The sequence below is a fragment of the Variovorax sp. GW821-FHT06D12 genome (assembly GCF_059419205.1).
Window position 1 is genome coordinate 59,003 of the sequence record NZ_JBWKRI010000013.1, and the last position, 15,695, is coordinate 74,697.

15 protein-coding genes are annotated in these 15,695 nt (G+C 68.8%); 10 read left to right on the top strand and 5 right to left on the bottom strand.

All coding sequences use genetic code 11. From position 1 onward, the window contains the following. Nucleotides 1-398 precede the first annotated feature (398 nt). The 4 genes from AC07SQ_RS30135 to AC07SQ_RS30150 all read left to right on the top strand — a co-directional run bounded on the left by AC07SQ_RS30135 (nt 399) and on the right by AC07SQ_RS30150 (nt 5,125). Nucleotides 399-1,226, top strand: coding sequence for a response regulator transcription factor (locus AC07SQ_RS30135; protein ID WP_070062643.1), 828 nt, complete (start codon nt 399-401; stop codon nt 1,224-1,226). Nucleotides 1,227-1,241: 15 nt separating this feature from the next. Then, complete coding sequence (locus AC07SQ_RS30140) at nt 1,242-3,554, top strand: sensor histidine kinase (RefSeq protein WP_495276175.1); 2,313 nt, start codon at nt 1,242-1,244, stop codon at nt 3,552-3,554. Between the two features lie 129 nt (nt 3,555-3,683). Continuing rightward, a complete protein-coding gene (locus AC07SQ_RS30145) occupies nt 3,684-4,271 on the top strand; it encodes a PadR family transcriptional regulator (protein ID WP_062474958.1) in 588 nt (195 codons plus the stop codon). An 11-nt stretch (nt 4,272-4,282) separates the two neighbouring features. Beyond that, nucleotides 4,283-5,125: a siderophore-interacting protein gene (locus tag AC07SQ_RS30150; protein ID WP_495271647.1), complete on the top strand. Its 843-nt coding sequence runs from the start codon at nt 4,283-4,285 to the stop codon at nt 5,123-5,125. Between the two features lie 133 nt (nt 5,126-5,258). Here AC07SQ_RS30150 and AC07SQ_RS30155 read toward each other — a convergent pair whose 3' ends face one another. The 4 genes from AC07SQ_RS30155 to AC07SQ_RS30170 form a co-directional block, all read right to left on the bottom strand. Then, nucleotides 5,259-5,768 carry a DUF2846 domain-containing protein gene (locus tag AC07SQ_RS30155; protein ID WP_492727786.1) on the bottom strand — a complete coding sequence of 170 codons (510 nt, stop codon included), beginning with the start codon at nt 5,766-5,768 and terminating at the stop codon, nt 5,259-5,261. A gap of 108 nt (nt 5,769-5,876) precedes the next feature. Then, nucleotides 5,877-6,860, bottom strand: a complete 984-nt coding sequence (gene corA, locus AC07SQ_RS30160; RefSeq protein WP_495271648.1) for a magnesium/cobalt transporter CorA — start codon at nt 6,858-6,860, stop codon at nt 5,877-5,879. A 33-nt stretch (nt 6,861-6,893) separates the two neighbouring features. Beyond that, nucleotides 6,894-7,523, bottom strand: a complete 630-nt coding sequence (locus AC07SQ_RS30165; protein ID WP_495271649.1) for a hypothetical protein — start codon at nt 7,521-7,523, stop codon at nt 6,894-6,896. Between the two features lie 82 nt (nt 7,524-7,605). Beyond that, the gene (locus AC07SQ_RS30170; RefSeq protein WP_354344848.1) at nt 7,606-7,794 is read right to left on the bottom strand and encodes a polysaccharide deacetylase; all 189 of its coding nucleotides are present in this window, start codon (nt 7,792-7,794) and stop codon (nt 7,606-7,608) included. Nucleotides 7,795-8,047: 253 nt separating this feature from the next. Here AC07SQ_RS30170 and mutS point away from each other — a divergent pair, with 253 nt between their 5' ends. Genes mutS through AC07SQ_RS30185 form a run of 3 tightly spaced genes read left to right on the top strand, consistent with a single transcriptional unit; the run spans nt 8,048 to nt 12,391 of the window. Further along, nucleotides 8,048-10,714, top strand: a complete 2,667-nt coding sequence (mutS, locus tag AC07SQ_RS30175; RefSeq protein WP_495271650.1) for a DNA mismatch repair protein MutS — start codon at nt 8,048-8,050, stop codon at nt 10,712-10,714. Nucleotides 10,715-10,742: 28 nt separating this feature from the next. Next, nucleotides 10,743-11,582, top strand: a complete 840-nt coding sequence (locus AC07SQ_RS30180) for a proteasome-type protease (RefSeq protein ID WP_062474940.1) — start codon at nt 10,743-10,745, stop codon at nt 11,580-11,582. A 2-nt stretch (nt 11,583-11,584) separates the two neighbouring features. Continuing rightward, a complete protein-coding gene (locus tag AC07SQ_RS30185) occupies nt 11,585-12,391 on the top strand; it encodes an alpha/beta fold hydrolase (RefSeq protein ID WP_206167908.1) in 807 nt (268 codons plus the stop codon). A gap of 7 nt (nt 12,392-12,398) precedes the next feature. Here AC07SQ_RS30185 and AC07SQ_RS30190 read toward each other — a convergent pair whose 3' ends face one another. Continuing rightward, on the bottom strand, nt 12,399-12,911 hold the full coding sequence (locus AC07SQ_RS30190) for an MOSC domain-containing protein (protein WP_495271651.1): 513 nt from the start codon (nt 12,909-12,911) through the stop codon (nt 12,399-12,401). Between the two features lie 113 nt (nt 12,912-13,024). On the opposite strand from AC07SQ_RS30190, the gene AC07SQ_RS30195 reads away from it, so the two are divergent. From AC07SQ_RS30195 to AC07SQ_RS30205, 3 genes are all read left to right on the top strand, one after another. After that, nucleotides 13,025-14,323: an RNA polymerase sigma factor gene (locus AC07SQ_RS30195; RefSeq protein ID WP_495271652.1), complete on the top strand. Its 1,299-nt coding sequence runs from the start codon at nt 13,025-13,027 to the stop codon at nt 14,321-14,323. Next, a complete protein-coding gene (locus AC07SQ_RS30200) occupies nt 14,305-14,685 on the top strand; it encodes a YciI family protein (RefSeq protein ID WP_070062632.1) in 381 nt (126 codons plus the stop codon). Before AC07SQ_RS30195 ends, AC07SQ_RS30200 begins: the two co-directional genes overlap by 19 nt. Nucleotides 14,686-14,785: 100 nt before the next feature. Continuing rightward, entirely contained in the window at nt 14,786-15,598 is an 813-nt protein-coding gene (locus AC07SQ_RS30205; RefSeq protein WP_495271653.1) for an SDR family NAD(P)-dependent oxidoreductase, read from the top strand. Nucleotides 15,599-15,695 lie beyond the last annotated feature (97 nt).

Sequence of the window (15,695 nt, forward strand, 5' to 3'; positions counted from 1 at the left end):
GTACAACTGTTCACAAACGTGTGTGAATGTCGAATACTTCACACGATTGGCGAAAGAAAATCAGCAATTCGCAAGTTGGGAAAGCGAGCGCTGGCGGTCTTTTGGCTTACGGGCTTTTGCCGGAGCGTCCAATTCTTTTGATGGACGGAATCGGCCCGGCTATTTCCTGCAATACCGGACGGGCCCTGTCCAGCCCCCCGTTTTCCCTCTGACAGCCCCCCTCGCCGCGGCACCTTTTTTAAGGCCTCGGGCGGCAATGGCGGGCGGATCGATCAGGAATGAAGACCGGTCATTGGATGAATTTGCATTTCTTGTGACAATGATTACCAAATTAATTTCTTGGTTACATTGTTTCGGCCACAGGGCGTTCCAACGCGGTGCCGGCGCCCCCTCTTTCCATGTCCTATTGGTCACCTCCGGAGCCCCGGAGAGCTCATCTGCTGGTTGTCGACGACAACGTTGACGAACTCAAGCTCTTGCTGGAAACGCTGCGGGGCACCGGCTACCGCATCACGCTCGCCTTCGACGCGATGGAGGGCTACCGGCGGGCGACGACGCTGCAGATGGACCTGGTGCTGCTGGACGTGCGCCTGGGCGGCACCGACGGGTTTGCCGCCTGCCGCCTGCTGAAGGCCGACCCGGCCACGGCGGACATTCCGGTGATCTTCGTGACCTCGTCGGCCAGCCTGGAAGAGCGCCTGACGGGCCTGCGGGCCGGTGCGGTCGACTACATCGTGAAGCCCTTCGACCCGGCCGAGGTGATGGCCCGCGTCGAGATTCACCTGGCGCTGGCGGAATCCCGCAGGGCGCGCACCGCCCCTGCCCCGCAGCCGGCGCCCCCGCCCGACAGCCCCGCCGCGAACGACGGCGGCGCGCCGGGCTCGGGCATGGACCGCGCGCTCATGCAGGCGGCGGAGCGGCTGATATTGGCCGACCTGAGCCGCGTGCTGCCGCTGCGCGAGCTGGCGGCGCGCGTGGGCACGCACGAGAAGCGCCTGTCGCGCGTGTTCAAGGAGCTGACGAACCGCACGGTGTTCGAGTTCGTGCGCGAAGCGCGGCTGCACGAGGCGCAGCGCCTGCTGCTCGAATCGGCCATGCGCATCGAAGAGATCGCCGCGGCGGTGGGGTTCTCGAGCGCCGCGAATTTCGCGACGGCGTTTCGCGAGTACTTCGACTGCACGCCCTCGGCCTGCCGCCAGGCCGGTGTCGAACGTTCCGGCACCTGACGCGCGATGCATCCGGTGCGCACACGCCCCTGGTGGGCAAGCGGTCTGCTGCTCGGCCTGGCCTTGTGGTTGTGGGGCTTCGCGGCCAGCGCGGCGGAAGCCGTCAGGTTCAGCGCGCTGAACCGGGGCAATGTCTCCGTCGAACAGACCGTCGAGGTGCTGGAAGACCCCACGGCCCGCCTGTCGGCGCGCGAGGTGCTCGCCCTGCCCAGCAGCGGTGCGAACGGGTTCGTGCCCGCCACGCCCGACCAGCTGATGCGCGGGTTCTCGACCTCGGCGGTCTGGCTGCGCCTGTCGCTGGTCAACGATGCGCAGGAGGTGCGCACGGCGCGGTTCGGGCTCAACGTGACGTGGCTGCGGCATGTCGACTTTCATCTGCTGCGCACGCGCAATGGCCAACCCGCATGGACGCACGCGCAGGCCGGCGTGTCCGACCCGATGGACAGCACGCATCGCCACGACCGCATTCCGCAGCTGCAGATCGACCTGCAGCCGGGCGAGTCGGTGCAGGTGCTGGTGCGCGTCATGAGCACGGGCCAGATCAAGCTGGTGCTGGAGCTGCACACCGACGAGGCGTGGCATCACATCGAACGCAACCATGCGCTGCTCAGCGGCCTGCTGATCGGCGGGCTGCTGGCCTTCGCGGTGTATTCGGCCGCGCTATGGTGGATTTCGCGCGCGCCGATGCTCGCGTTCCAGGCGGGGAGCTTTGCGCTGCTGGCGCTGTACGAGGCCACCTACCGGGGCTATGCGCGCATCGCACTGTGGCCCGACAGCACCGTCTGGAGCTACCGCGGCCACAGCGTGATGGTGGCGGCCACGGCGCTGTGCCTGCTGCTGTACTTTCACGAGCGCGGCCGCCAGAGCCCGGTGCGCGTGCCCGGGCGCCCGCTGCTGTTCGTGCTGGCCGGCGTCGAGATCGTCGTGCTGCTGGGCACCTTGTTCGGCCCCTATGCGACCTTCGCAGCCATCGGCATCGTGAACGCGCCACTGATCGTGCTCGCGCTGACCGTCTGCACCTTCATCTACCAGCGGCGCGCCGGGCCGGGCGGGCGGCTGTCGCTGCTGGTGATGTTGGTGATCTGCGTGGGCGCACTGATGCGCATGTCGGCGCTGATGTTCGCGGAGCGCTCGATGTCCGACTTCGATCACTATGCGCTGGCGTTCCCGGGCATGCTGGTGGGCGCGTTCGCGATCACGGCGTGGTCGTTCCAGGAGACGCGCCAGCGCAACGCCGCGCAGCAGACGCTGCTGCAGTGGCAGGCCCAGGAGCAGCAGCGGCTCGAAGAAGAAGTGGTGCGCAAGACCCGCGCCCTGAGCGAGGCGCTGGGCCAGGCCGAGCAGCGCACGCGCGAGCAGAAGGAACTGCTGGCCTACATCAGCCACGACCTGCGCGCGCCGGTGGCCACCATCCTGGGCAACCTGAAGCTGATGCAGGACGGCAGCGACACGCCGGCGCCCGCGCGGCTCGCCACCATCGAGCGCAGCGCGGCCTACCAGCTGGAGCTGATCGATGACCTGGTCGACTACGCCAAGGGCGAGCTGGCGCCGCTGGCCGTCGAGGCGCAGCCGGTGCAGTTGCGCACGCTGGTCGACAACGTCGCGCAGTACGCGCACGCGCTCGCGCAGCGCCAGCACAACAGCTTCGAACTCACGATCGACGGCGAGCTGCCGGCCCTGGTCCGCCTGGACGGCAAGCGGCTGCAGCAGGTGGTGCTGAACCTGCTGTCGAACGCGGCCAGGTTCACGCGCAACGGCGCCATCGGACTGCGCTTGCAGGCGCAGCCGAGCGACGGCGCGTGGCAGCTGCACTTCGAAGTGACCGACAGCGGCACGGGCATCGACGCCGACACGCTCGAGCGCATGACGCGCCTGCTGGCCGACAACGCGCCCAGCATGGCGGGCGGCGGGCTCGGGCTGGTGATTGCGCAGCGCATCGTGCAGCGGATGGGCGGGCGGCTCGCCATCCACAGCGGCATGGGCTCGGGGACGCGGGTGGTGTTCTCGCTGTCGACCGAGCCGGCGCCTTCGTCGGACGCGCCTGCACCGCCGCCATCGGAACCCATCGCCGCGCCGCGCCCGCGCGCCAGGCCCCGGGCGCGCGGCCGGCTGCTGCCGGTGTTGACGCCGCTGTCGCCGGCGCAGAAGGACGAACTCGAAGTGCTCGCCCGCGACGGGCGCTGGAGCGACCTGCACGAGTGGGTGAACCGGCTGGCCACGGAGGCGCACAGCCAGCCGATGGTGCTGACGCTGCGCCAGGCGCTGGACCGGCTGGATTTCGAGCAGATCCGGTTGATTGCGCGCGCGGCGCCTTTGCGTCCGCTGTAGCCCGCTCTCGCCCGCCTGCGCCGCACCGCCAGAACCCATGCGACCGGCAGGGTCGCCCCATGGGTGGGCTTTCACTTTCTATTTCGATATATCTAGAATAGTCTCGACCCACTCAAGAAAGCCATCCCCATGCGCCACCTTCACCACGCTCCGCACCACCATCACCACCGCCACGCCCCGCGCGGCGAACACGAAGACGGCCTGGCCGGCGGCGGCCGCGGGATGCGCGGCGGACGCGGCGGCGGCGCGGGCCGGGTGTTCGGCCACGGCGGGCTGCGCTTCGTGCTGCTGCAGCTCATTGCCGACAAGCCTTCGCACGGCTACGAGCTCATCAAGGCCATCGAGGACCGCCTGGGCGGCACCTACGCGCCGAGCCCCGGCGTGGTCTACCCCACGCTCACGCTGCTGGAAGAGCTGGGCTACCTGAGCGTGGAAACCGCCGATGTCGGCGGTCGCAAGCGCTACAGCATCACGCCGAGCGGCCAGGAGTTCCTGGCCGCCAACCGCGAGACGGCCGACGCCATGATGGCCCGCATGGCGGGCGGCGTGGACGGCGCCGGCCCGCGCGCCGGACGGCCCCCGCAAGTCACCCGCGCCATCGAGAACCTCAAGCTCGCGATGCGCCTGCGCCTCGGCGGCGCCCCTCTCACCGAACAACAAGCCCACGAATTCGCCGCGGTGCTCGACAGCGCCGCACAACAGCTCGAACGCATCTGAACCACTCTGACATGACCGACTTCACAACCGCTGCTTCTTCTTCCAACACGCCCGACCGCACGCCCCGCCGCGTGCGCCACGAACTGCGTTTTCGCCAACTCACGGTGAAGACCGTGCAGCGCGTGACGCCGCACCTGATCCGCATCACGCTGACCGGCGACGCGCTCGAAGGTTTCACCAGCCCCGGCTTCGACGACCACGCGAAGCTGTTCTTTCCCGATGCCGCCACCGGCCAGCTCACGCTGCCGACCGCCGGCCCCGACGGCCCCGTGTGGCCCGAAGGCGGACGCCCCGCCATGCGCGACTACACGCCGCGCCGCCACGACGCGCAAGCCAACACGCTCGAGATCGACTTCGCGCTGCACGACGCCGGCCCCGCCACGCAATGGGCCGAGCAGGCCAAGCCCGGCGACATCGTCGGCGTGGGCGGCCCGCGCGGCTCGTTCATCGTGCCGACCGAATTCGACTGGCACCTGCTGATCGGCGACGACACCGCCCTGCCCGCCATCTCGCGCCGCCTGGCCGAACTGCCGGCCGGTGCGCGCGTGGTGGTGCTGGCGGAAGTCGACAGCGCGGCCGACGAGATTCCTTTGGAGACGCAGGCCGAGCTCACGCTGCGCTGGGTGCACCGCCAGGGCGCCGCGCCGGGCCTGAGCCCCGTGCTGGTCGACACGCTGAAAACCATGACGCTGCCAGCCGGCGACTTCCACGCCTGGGTGGGTTGCGAATCGGCGATCGCGAAGGCGCTGCGCGCGCACCTCGTGGGCGAGCGCGGCGCGAACCCGAAGTGGGTTCGGGCGTCGGGTTACTGGCGTCGCGGTGCAGTGGCGACGCACGACACGCACGACGAGTGAAACGCGGCGCAGGCGTCTAACGACGGCGCCTGGGGCTCGTCGTAGAACCAAGCACATCGGACGATTTCCGCCTCCAGTGCCTGGATTCGATGTGCCCAGTCAAGAGCGAAAGGCTGGCCCGCACCAGCCTTGATCAGGGCTTGCGCGCCTTCAAACGCTCCAACCCGAAGTTTTCTTGAAAGGCCATGCTTCGAATTTCCTGAGAAGCAATGGCCGCAGATGTTTCGCGCAGCCCAACATCGAGACACGTGACGTTGCCTGGAACCATGCATGTGTTCGTCTTGAGCGCCACATACTTGGCTTCGCCGGCGCGGATCGAAATGTCCATTTCGACAGGCTTCTTCAGCATGTCCCACGCCCACTCCAGGCGCAGCTTGTGGCTGCCTGGCGGCAGCGCAGCCCAGGAATAGCCCCCGGTATCCAGATTGAAGACATTGACGCCATCCACATAGAAATATGCAGATCGAGCGCCCGAAGCGAACGCCTCTTCACGGTAAACGTAGACAACACCGTCTTCCGGCTTGATGTTCTCCGCGGGTCGGAAAGTCGGCCCCCTCGCATTGGCACAGCCTGCCAACAAAACTGCCGTCAGCACGTACGCGAGTGCTCTTTTTCTGCGCATGTCTTCCCCCCTGTTGAACATCGGCTGATCCTATCTCGGCACCTCGGAGCCAGGAAGCGATCTGGCATCCAGGATGCTTCAACGCAACGTCAGCCGATGACAAGTCGCTTCAGCTTGGTAAGCCTCGCGTCAAAGCCAGCCGACACGCCTGAACCGGTAGTACAGGTACCCGCAGGTGCTGACGATCAGCCCCAGCGCCATCGCATAGCCATAGCGGAATTTCAGCTCCGGCATGTGCTCGAAGTTCATGCCCCAGATGCCCGCGAAGGCGGTGCACACCGCGAAGATGCTGGCCCAGGCGGCGAGCCGCTTGGTCACTTCGCTCTCCTCGATGGTGACCATCGAGAGGTTCACCTGCACCGCCGTGGCGATGGTGTCGCGCACCGCGTCGATCGAGCCGTTGATGCGCACCAGATGGTCGCCCACGTCGCGGAAATACTCCTGCGTGCCCACGCAGATCTGCGGCACGCGCCCGCCGTGCAGCTTGCCCGCCGCCTCCACCAGCGGCGCCACCGCGCGCTTGAGGATGAGGCTGCGGCGCTTCAGGTCGTACAGCTGCTTGATCTTGTCACGCGCCGCGCCGCCCTGGGCAAAGATCTGCTGCTCGATGGATTCGAGTTCCACTTCGAGCGCGTCGATCACCGGAAAGTAGCGGTCGACCACCGCGTCCATCAGCGCATAGAGCACGAAGCCCGCGCCGTTGCGCAGCAGGTCGGGCTCGCGCTCGCAGCGTTCGCGCACGCCCAGGAAACCCTGCTGGCTGCGGTTGCGCACCGACAGCACGTAGTTGCGGCCGACGAACACGTTGACCTCGCCCACGTTCACGCTGTGCCCACTCTCGCCTTCGGTCGAGGGCTCGACCAGGTGCATCACGACGAACAGCGAGTCGCCGTACTCCTCCACCTTGGGGCGCTGGTGGCCGTGCTGGGCGTCTTCGACGGCCAGCGGGTGCAGGTCGAACTCGTCCTGCATCTGGGCCAGCTCTTCGGGCGTGGCGTCGCTCAGCGCCACCCAGACGAAGCAGCCGGCGCGGGAGATGTAGTCGCTGATGTCCTCGACGGGAATGTCGGCGAGCTTGGCGCCGTTTTCATAGGCCACGCAGTTGATCAGCATCGGGACGTTTCCCTCTTCGAACTTGGAATGAACTCAGGCCGCCGCATCGGTCGGTGCGGTCGCGGCCAGGCGGGCCGTGTCGGCCAGCGAGGCCTCGATGGCCTGCGTCTCGCGCGCGAGCAGGGCCAACCCCTGGTCGGCGAACGCGCGGTGGCTGGCCACGTCGGCCCACAGGCTCGCCGCGGCTTCGGCACACGTCAGCGACGTGAAGCGGATGCGGCCCTTGGCGAGCGCGACGAAGCGCTGCTCGCGCAGCGGATCGGCCCGGTCCCAGGCGCCGCCGATGAGCACGCGCTTGCCGCGCTTGATGCGGGGCTCGCGCTCGGCGAAGAAAGGCAACTTGGCGCCGAACCAGCCCGGCAGGCCGGTGTTCAGCGCGGTGTCGAAGGCCGAGGGCGCGGCGTGCGCCTTGGCGAATTCGCGCAGCGTGCCGAGCTGGTAGAGCGCCGGGTCCTTGGCACCGCCTGTGCCTTCGACGGGCCGGATGACGGTCGGGCCGCTGTTGCCCGTGCCCGGTCGCCCTTCGGGCCGTTTCGACTTGCGCAGGTCCGCCAGTTGGGCTGGCAACATGCACAGGTACAGCGCCGCGAGGTCAGCGGGCAGGGTGGCGGTGTCCGGGAGCGCGTCCGCTGCAGGGCCTTTGATTTCATCCGACGGGGCCATGGGCGCCTTTGTTCTTCACGCGGGGTTTGCGCCGGGGGATTTTAGGAGGGGCGATGCGGGCCGCCGCCCGCGCCCGGCCGCGTCAGTGCTCGGGGCCGCCCTGCCCCTGCGGCTCGGGCGCTGGGGCCGGCAGCCATTGCAGCTCGTCCGGCAGGTACGGCCGCGACCAGCTCATGCCGTCCAGCCGCACGCGCAGCGTGAGCCCCCGCACGGTGGTCACGGTGCCGGGCTGCCCGTGCACCAGCACCCTGGCGCCCTTGCGGGCAGGCACATGAAATCGTTTCCGGATGTCCTCGTAGCTCACTGGGGTCTCCATCGATGAGGGTCGCGTGCGCCCGCGTAGTCATGCGCATGCGCATGACTACGCGCGGGGGAGCTGTCTGGATTCAGGGGAATGCGGCCAAAGTGGACGCGGCAGGGGCGTCGGTGCGGGGAGGCCGGCGCGCACGCCGATGGCCGTCCCCGATAATGACCCGATCCCCGGGATGCGCAGCGCGCACCCTCTTTTCTTCTCCACGGATTCAATGACCTTACCGGTGAAAAGCACCAAAGATCAAGCCCCCTCGGCTGGCGATTCCGCCGGGCACACGCCGATGATGACGCAGTACTTAGGCCTCAAGGCCGACCATCCGGACACCCTGCTGTTCTACCGGATGGGCGATTTCTACGAACTGTTCTGGGCCGACGCCGAGAAGGCCTCGCGCCTGCTCGACATCACGCTCACCCAGCGCGGCCAGTCGGCCGGGCAGCCGGTGCTGATGTGCGGCGTGCCCTTCCACTCGGTCGACACCTACCTGGCGCGGCTCATCAAGCTGGGCGAATCGGTCGCCATCTGCGAGCAGGTGGGCGAGGTCGGCGCCAGCAAGGGGCCGGTCGAGCGCAAGGTGGTGCGGGTGGTCACGCCCGGCACGCTGACCGATTCGGAACTGCTCAACGACAAGAGCGATTCGCTGCTGCTCGCCGTGCATGCGGGCACGCGCAATTTCTGCGGCCTCGCCTGGCTCAGCGTGACAGGTGCCGAGCTGCGGCTGGCCGAGTGTCCGGCCGATGCGCTCGAAGCCTGGATCGCACGCATCGCGCCGAGCGAGCTGCTGTACAGCGCCGAGGTCACGCCCGCCTTCGAGCAGCGCCTGAAGGCCGCGCGCGCGGCCGTGCCGTTCACGCTGTCGCTGCGTCCGGCCTGGCAGTTCGATCCCGGCCTGGGCGAGCGCAAGCTCAGCGAGCAGATGGGCAGCCACAGCCTCGCGGCCTGGAACGCCGAATCGCTGGGCAACGCGCACGCCGCCGCCGCCGCGCTGCTGGGCTACGCCGAGCACACGCAGGGCCGCGCGCTGTCGCACGTCCAGCGCCTGTCGGTGGAACGCGACGGCGACCTGATCGAGCTGCCGCCCACCACGCGCCGCAACCTCGAGCTGGTGCAGACGCTGCGCGGCGAAGACGCGCCCACGATGTTCTCGCTGCTCGACACCTGCATGACGGGCATGGGCAGCCGCCTGCTCAAGCGCTGGCTGCTCTCGCCGCGCCGCGACCGCAGCGAAGCCCAGGGCCGGCTCGACGCCATCGGTGCGCTGCAGTCCCCCGGGCCCGGCGCCACGGCCGCGCCCTGGCGCACGCTGCGCGAGCAACTGAAGAACACCAGCGACGTGGAACGCATCGCGGCGCGCATCGCGCTGCGCCAGGTGCGCCCGCGCGAACTCGTGGCGCTGCAGCTCGCGCTGGCGAAGGCCGAGCAGCTGGCGCCGCTGCTGCCGGGCGCGGCCGCGCTGCTGGCGCAGATCACCGAACGCCTCGCACCGCCGCCCGGCTGCGCCGACCTGCTGGTGCGCGCGATCAAGCCCGACCCGTCGGCGCTCGTGCGCGACGGCGGCGTGATCGCCACCGGCCACGACGCCGAGCTCGACGAGCTGCGCGAGATCAGCGAGAACTGCGACGACTTCCTGCTCAAGCTCGAGATCAGCGAGCGCGAGCGCACAGGCATCAGCAACCTGCGCGTGCAGTTCAACCGCGTGCACGGCTTCTACATCGAGGTGACGCAAAGCGCGCTCTCGAAGGTGCCCGACAACTACCGCCGCCGCCAGACGCTGAAGAACGCCGAGCGCTTCATCACGCCCGAACTCAAGGCCTTCGAAGACAAGGCACTGAGCGCGCAAGACCGCGCATTGGCGCGCGAGAAGTGGCTCTACGAGCAGCTGCTCGACGCGCTGCAGCCCTCGGTGCCCGCGCTCACGCAGCTGGCCGGCGGCATCGCCGCGCTCGACGCGCTGTGCGCGCTGGCCGAGCGCTCGCACACGCTGAACTGGCGCGCGCCGACCTTCGTGTCGCACCCGTGCATCGAGATCCAGCAGGGCCGCCACCCGGTGGTGGAGGCGCGACTGGCCGAGAAGTCGTCGGGCGGCTTCATTGCCAACGACACGCAGATGGGGCCGCAGCAGCGCATGCAGATCATCACCGGCCCGAACATGGGCGGTAAGTCGACCTACATGCGGCAGGTGGCGATCGTGGTGCTGCTGGCGTCCATCGGCTCGCACGTGCCCGCCACGGCCTGCCGGCTCGGGCCGATCGATGCCATTCACACGCGCATCGGCGCGGCCGACGACCTGGCCAACGCGCAGTCGACCTTCATGCTCGAGATGACCGAGGCCGCGCAGATCCTGCACAGCGCCACGGCGCAGTCGCTGGTGCTGATGGACGAAATCGGCCGCGGCACCAGCACCTTCGACGGCCTGGCGCTGGCGGCCGGCATCGCGGCGCAGCTGCACGACCGCAGCAAGGCCTTCACGCTGTTCGCCACGCACTACTTCGAGCTCACCGAGTTCCCGGCCACGCACCACGGCGCCGTGAACATGCACGTGAGCGCGACCGAGTCGGGCCGCGACATCGTGTTCCTGCACGAGATGCAGCCGGGCCCGGCCAGCAAGAGCTACGGCATCCAGGTGGCGCGCCTCGCAGGCATGCCCGCGGCGGTGGTCAACCACGCGCGGCAGGCGCTCGATGCACTCGAAGCGCAGCATGCGCAAACGCGTGCACAGGTCGACCTGTTCGCGCCGCCGCCGGCCACCGAAACCCCCATGGCCAGCGCCGTAGAATCCGCGCTGGCTGCCCTCGACCCGGACGCCATGAGCCCGCGCGAAGCCCTCGACGCGCTCTATGCCCTCCAGAAACTGAACGCACGTGAACGCAGTACCGCATGAGCGGGCCCAGTTCCTGCAAGGCGAACCCATGACTTATTGCGTAGGCATCAAACTCAACGCCGGCCTGGTGTTTCTCTCCGACTCGCGCACGAACGCGGGGGTGGACCACATCAGCACCTTCCGCAAGATGATCGTCTACGAGCAGCCGGGCGACCGCGTCATGGTGCTGCTGTCGTCGGGCAACCTGAGCATCTCGCAGTCGGTGCGCGAAATCCTGCAGATCGAAGAGCTGCGCGAAACGCGCGAAGACGGCACGCAGGGCGAGCCGATCACCATCTGGAACGCCAAGAGCATGTTCGACGCCGCGCGCGTGCTGGGCTCGGCCGTGCGCCATGTGTACGACCGCGACGCCGAAGCACTCAAGCATGCGGGCCTCGATTTCAACGTGTCGTTCATCTTCGGCGGGCAGGTCAAAGGCGAAGGCATGCGCCTGTTCCTGGTCTACGCCGCGGGCAACTTCATCGAAGCCACCACCGAGACGCCCTACTTCCAGGTCGGCGAATCGAAGTACGGCAAGCCCGTGCTCGACCGCGTGCTCACGCCCGAGACGCCGCTGGACGAAGCCGCCAAGTGCGCGCTGGTGTCGATGGACTCGACCATGAAGTCGAACCTGTCGGTGGGCCTGCCGCTGGACCTCGTGGTGTACGAGGCCAACAAGCTCGAGACCGACCGCGTGATCTGCATCGACGCCGACAACCCCTACTACCGCATGATGCACAACAGCTGGGGCCAGAAGCTGCGCGAGGTGTTCGACAGCATCGAAGACCCGGTGTGGGACGACAGCGCCACCGAACACCCGCTGCGGATGCCGGCCACGCGCCACAGCCCGCTGCGCAAGATCTCGACCCCCGACGAAAAGCTCATCTGAATCTGTCCGTGCCTCCTGTCATCTTTTCGCACGGCAACAGCTTCCCGGCGAGCACCTACCGCGTCGTTCTCGACAGCCTTCGCAACCGGGGCTTCGAGGTCGACGCCATCGAGAAATTCGGGCACGACCCGAAGTACCCTGTCACCGACAACTGGCCGCACCTGGTGCAGCAGCTGGCCGACTTTGCCAAGCTGCGCGCCGACCGCGCGGGCGGCCCGGTGTTCCTCATCGGCCATTCGCTGGGCGGCTTCCTGAGCCTGATGTGCGCGGCGCGCCATCCCGAGCTGGCACGCGGCGTGCTGCTGATCGACTCGCCGATCCTCGGCGGCTGGCGCGCGAACACGCTCAACGTGGTCAAGCGCACGCCGCTCATGAAGAGCATTTCGCCCGGCGCCGTGAGCCGCAAGCGCAAGAACAGCTGGGAGCACCGCGAGGCGGTGTTCGAGCACTTCCGCAGCAAGAAGGCGTTCGCGAAGTGGGACGAGCAGGTGCTGCACGACTACATCGACCACGGCACCTTCGACAGCGAAGACACGCGCTCGCTGAGCTTCGACCGCGACGTGGAAACCGCCATCTACAACACGCTGCCCCACACGCTGGGCGCGCTGCTGCGCCGCCATCCGCTCAAGTGCAAGGCGGCCTTCATCGGCGGGCGCCAGTCGGTCGAGATGAAGCAGGTGGGCATGGCGATGACCGAGCAGGTCACCAAGGGCCGCATCACGATGCTCGACGGCAGCCACCTGTTCCCAATGGAAAAGCCGCTGGCCACGGCGGCGGCCATCGAGGCTTCGCTGCGCAACCTGATGTAGGTGGTGTTCAGGCGGTGCGGCAGGCGACCGCGTCGCCGACGCGCAGCACACCGCCACGCAGCACCCGCGCCGTCACGCCGCCATGCCCGCGCATGGCGTTGTAGCCACCGGGGCCGAGCAGTTCTTCCATGCGCGAGCAGGGCTCGCAGGGCCCGGTGATCTCGAGCAGCACCTCGGGCCCGAGCGCCAGCACCAGCGGCTGGTCGCGAAACAGCGAGCGCGCTGCCAGCAGGTTGAGGCCCGACACGACGAGGTTGCGGCGCAGCAGCCCCGCGTCGACACCCTCCATGCGCTGCACGAGCGCCGCGACAACCGGCAGGTGCTCCGCCTGGATCAGCGTGACCTGCCGCTTGCCACCGCCGCGCCCGGCACTGCTGCGGTCGCCGGCCAGGCCCAGCCCTTCGATGGCCTGCACCTCCTCCACCGATTGAACTGGTGTGCGCCGCGCGGGGCGCAGCAGGATGGCATCGAGCCGGCCAGGGTGTGGGAACTGCCGGGTCAGGGCGTGGAGGTCGGACATGCGCCGCATTGTCCACGCGGACTTTTTTTGCGCGCTGCTGTCGGCCCGCCGCATACTGGCGCGTCCTTGGGGTTGAACCGACCTTCTTCGAAGCGACACGCACCGCGCCGACGATGACCACCACCGAGCTGAGCTGGATCGCCACCACGCTGACCGCCGCACGCCCGCGCGCGGTGGCGGCGCTGCTGCGTTACTTCCGCGACCTGGACACGGCCGAGGAAGGCTTCCAGGAAGCCAGCCTGCGCGCACTGCGGCATTGGCCCGAGCAGGGCCCGCCCGACGATCCGCTGGCGTGGCTGATCCTCGTGGGGCGCAACGCGGCGCTCGACGAGCTGCGGCGGCGCGACCGGCACGATCCGTTGCCCGAAGAGGAAGACGGCGACGCGGACATGACCCTCGACCCCGACCTCGCCGAGCAACTCGACCAATCGCACTACCGCGACGACGTGCTGCGCCTGCTGTTCGTCTGCTGCCACCCCGCGCTGCCGCTTGCGCAGCAGATCGCGCTGGCGCTGCGCATCGTCTCGGGACTGTCGGTGCCGGAGATCGCGCGCGCCTTCCTGGTCGGCGAGCGTGCGATGGAGCAGCGCATCACGCGCGCCAAGCAGCGCGTGGCCGCGGCCGGCCTGCCCTTCGATGCGCCCGGTGTGCGCGAACGCGGCGAGCGGCTGGCGGCCGTGGGCGCGGTGGTCTACCTGCTGTTCAACGAAGGCTACGCCGCCAGCGGCGGCACGGCCCATGTGCGCGTGGCGCTGTGCGAAGAGGCGATCCGCCTCGCGCGCCTGCTGTGCGACCTGTTCCCCGACGAGCCCGAGACCGCCGGCCTGTGCGCCCTGCTGCTGTTGCAGCACGCGCGCGCCGATGCGCGGCTCGACGCGGCCGGCATGGTCGTGCTGCTCGAAGACCAGGACCGCACGCGCTGGCACCGCGCGGCGATCGACGAAGGCCTGGCCCTGCTCGACACCGCGCTGCGCGAGCGCCGCGTCGGGCCGTACCAACTGCAGGCGGCCATCGCGGCCACGCACGCGCGGGCGGTGCGCGCGGCCGACACCGACTGGGCCGAGATCGACCGGCTCTACGCAGGGCTCGAAAAGCTGCAGCCTTCGCCCGTGGTCACGCTCAACCGTGCGGTGGCCGTGGCCAAGGTGCGCGGGCCCAAGACGGCGCTGGCGATGGTCGACGGGCTGGCAGAGCCGCTGTCGGCGTACTTTCATTTCCACGGCCTGCGCGGCGGGCTGCTGATGCAGCTGGGCCGCGCCGACGAAGCGCGCCGCGCCTTTGCCGACGCGCTCGCACTGGCGCGCACCGCCGCCGAGGCCGCGCACATCCGTCTGCTGCTGGACCGTCTCGGCGCGGACGCCTCTTCCGACTCCCTTCAAGCAAAGGACGCACGATGCTCTATTCCATCCTGATCTACGGTTCCGAAGCTGCGGCGGCCGGCTGGGCGCCCGAGGTCGAAGACGAGATGCTCGAGCGCCACACCGACCTGCGCGACGAGCTGCAGGCCGCCGGCCGCCTCGGCACCGTGCTGCGCCTGATGCCCGACACCGCCACCACCGTGCGGCACGCCGGCGCCGCGCATCCGCTGGTGACCGACGGGCCGTTCGCCGAGACGAAGGAGCAGCTGATGGGCATCTACATCGTCGAGTGCGAGTCGCTCGAAGACGCGCGGCATGCGGCGCGGCGGCTGGACTTCGAGGGCGGCGTGTTCGAGATCCGCCCGGTGACCTGGTACGACCCGGGCGTGATCGCGCCGCGCATCCCGCAGGTCTGAAAAAAATCCCGCTGCGCTGTCGGATCAGCTGGGCCTGCACCGTCCTTGGAACGAGCGCCCGCATGTCGCGGGTCGCCATTCACGCCAAGGAGAAACGTCCATGCCCTCGAATGTCCCCTCTTTGAAAGACCGCTGCGCCGTGATCCACGGCGGCAGCGGTGCCCTCGGCGGCGCCGTCGCCCGCGCCTTTGCTCGCGAAGGCGCCCGCGTGTTCGTCACCGGCCGCAGCCGCGACAAGCTCGACGCGGTGGTGCGAGACATCACCCAAGCCGGCGGCCATGCGCAGGCCGCGGTGGTCGATGCGCTGGACGAAGCCGCAATGCTGCGCCACGCAGCCGAAGTGGCCGAACAAGCCGGCGGCATCGACCTCGCGTTCAACGCCGTCGGCGTCTTCCACGTGCAGGGCCGGCCGCTGGCCGAGCTGTCGCTGGAGGACTTCTTCCTCCCCATCCACGCCTACACGCGCGCCAACTTCCTCACCGCCAAGGCCGTGGCACCGCACATGGCGGCGCGCGGCGGCGGCGTGATCCTGTCGGTGTCGACGCCCGCCTCGCGCCTACCCGGCCCCGGGTACCTCGGACATGCCGTGGCCTGCGCCGGCGTGGAGGGGCTCGCGCGTCACATGGCGGGCGAGCTGGCGGTCTTTCGCATCCGCACGGCCTGCATCCGCTCGCACGCGATTCCCGAGGCGGTGGCCGCGGGCTCGCACAGCGGCGAGGTGTTTCGCCCGGCGGCCGAGCGCATGGGCCTCACGGTCGAGCAGATGCTGGCCGAGCGGCCCGAGGGCCTGCTGGTCGAACGCCTGCCCTCGCTGGACCAGCTCGCGGGCACCGCGGTGTTCCTGGCCTCGCCGCTGGCCGGGGCCATGACCGGGGCAATAGTCAACCTGAGCGGAGGGGTCATCCTCGATTAGGGTTGTGGTCGCTTTGAATTAACATCAAGATACAAATAGGAACTTTAGAAACAGTCGTTTCATTTAAGAAAAAACGTTGCACCACGTACACCACGGC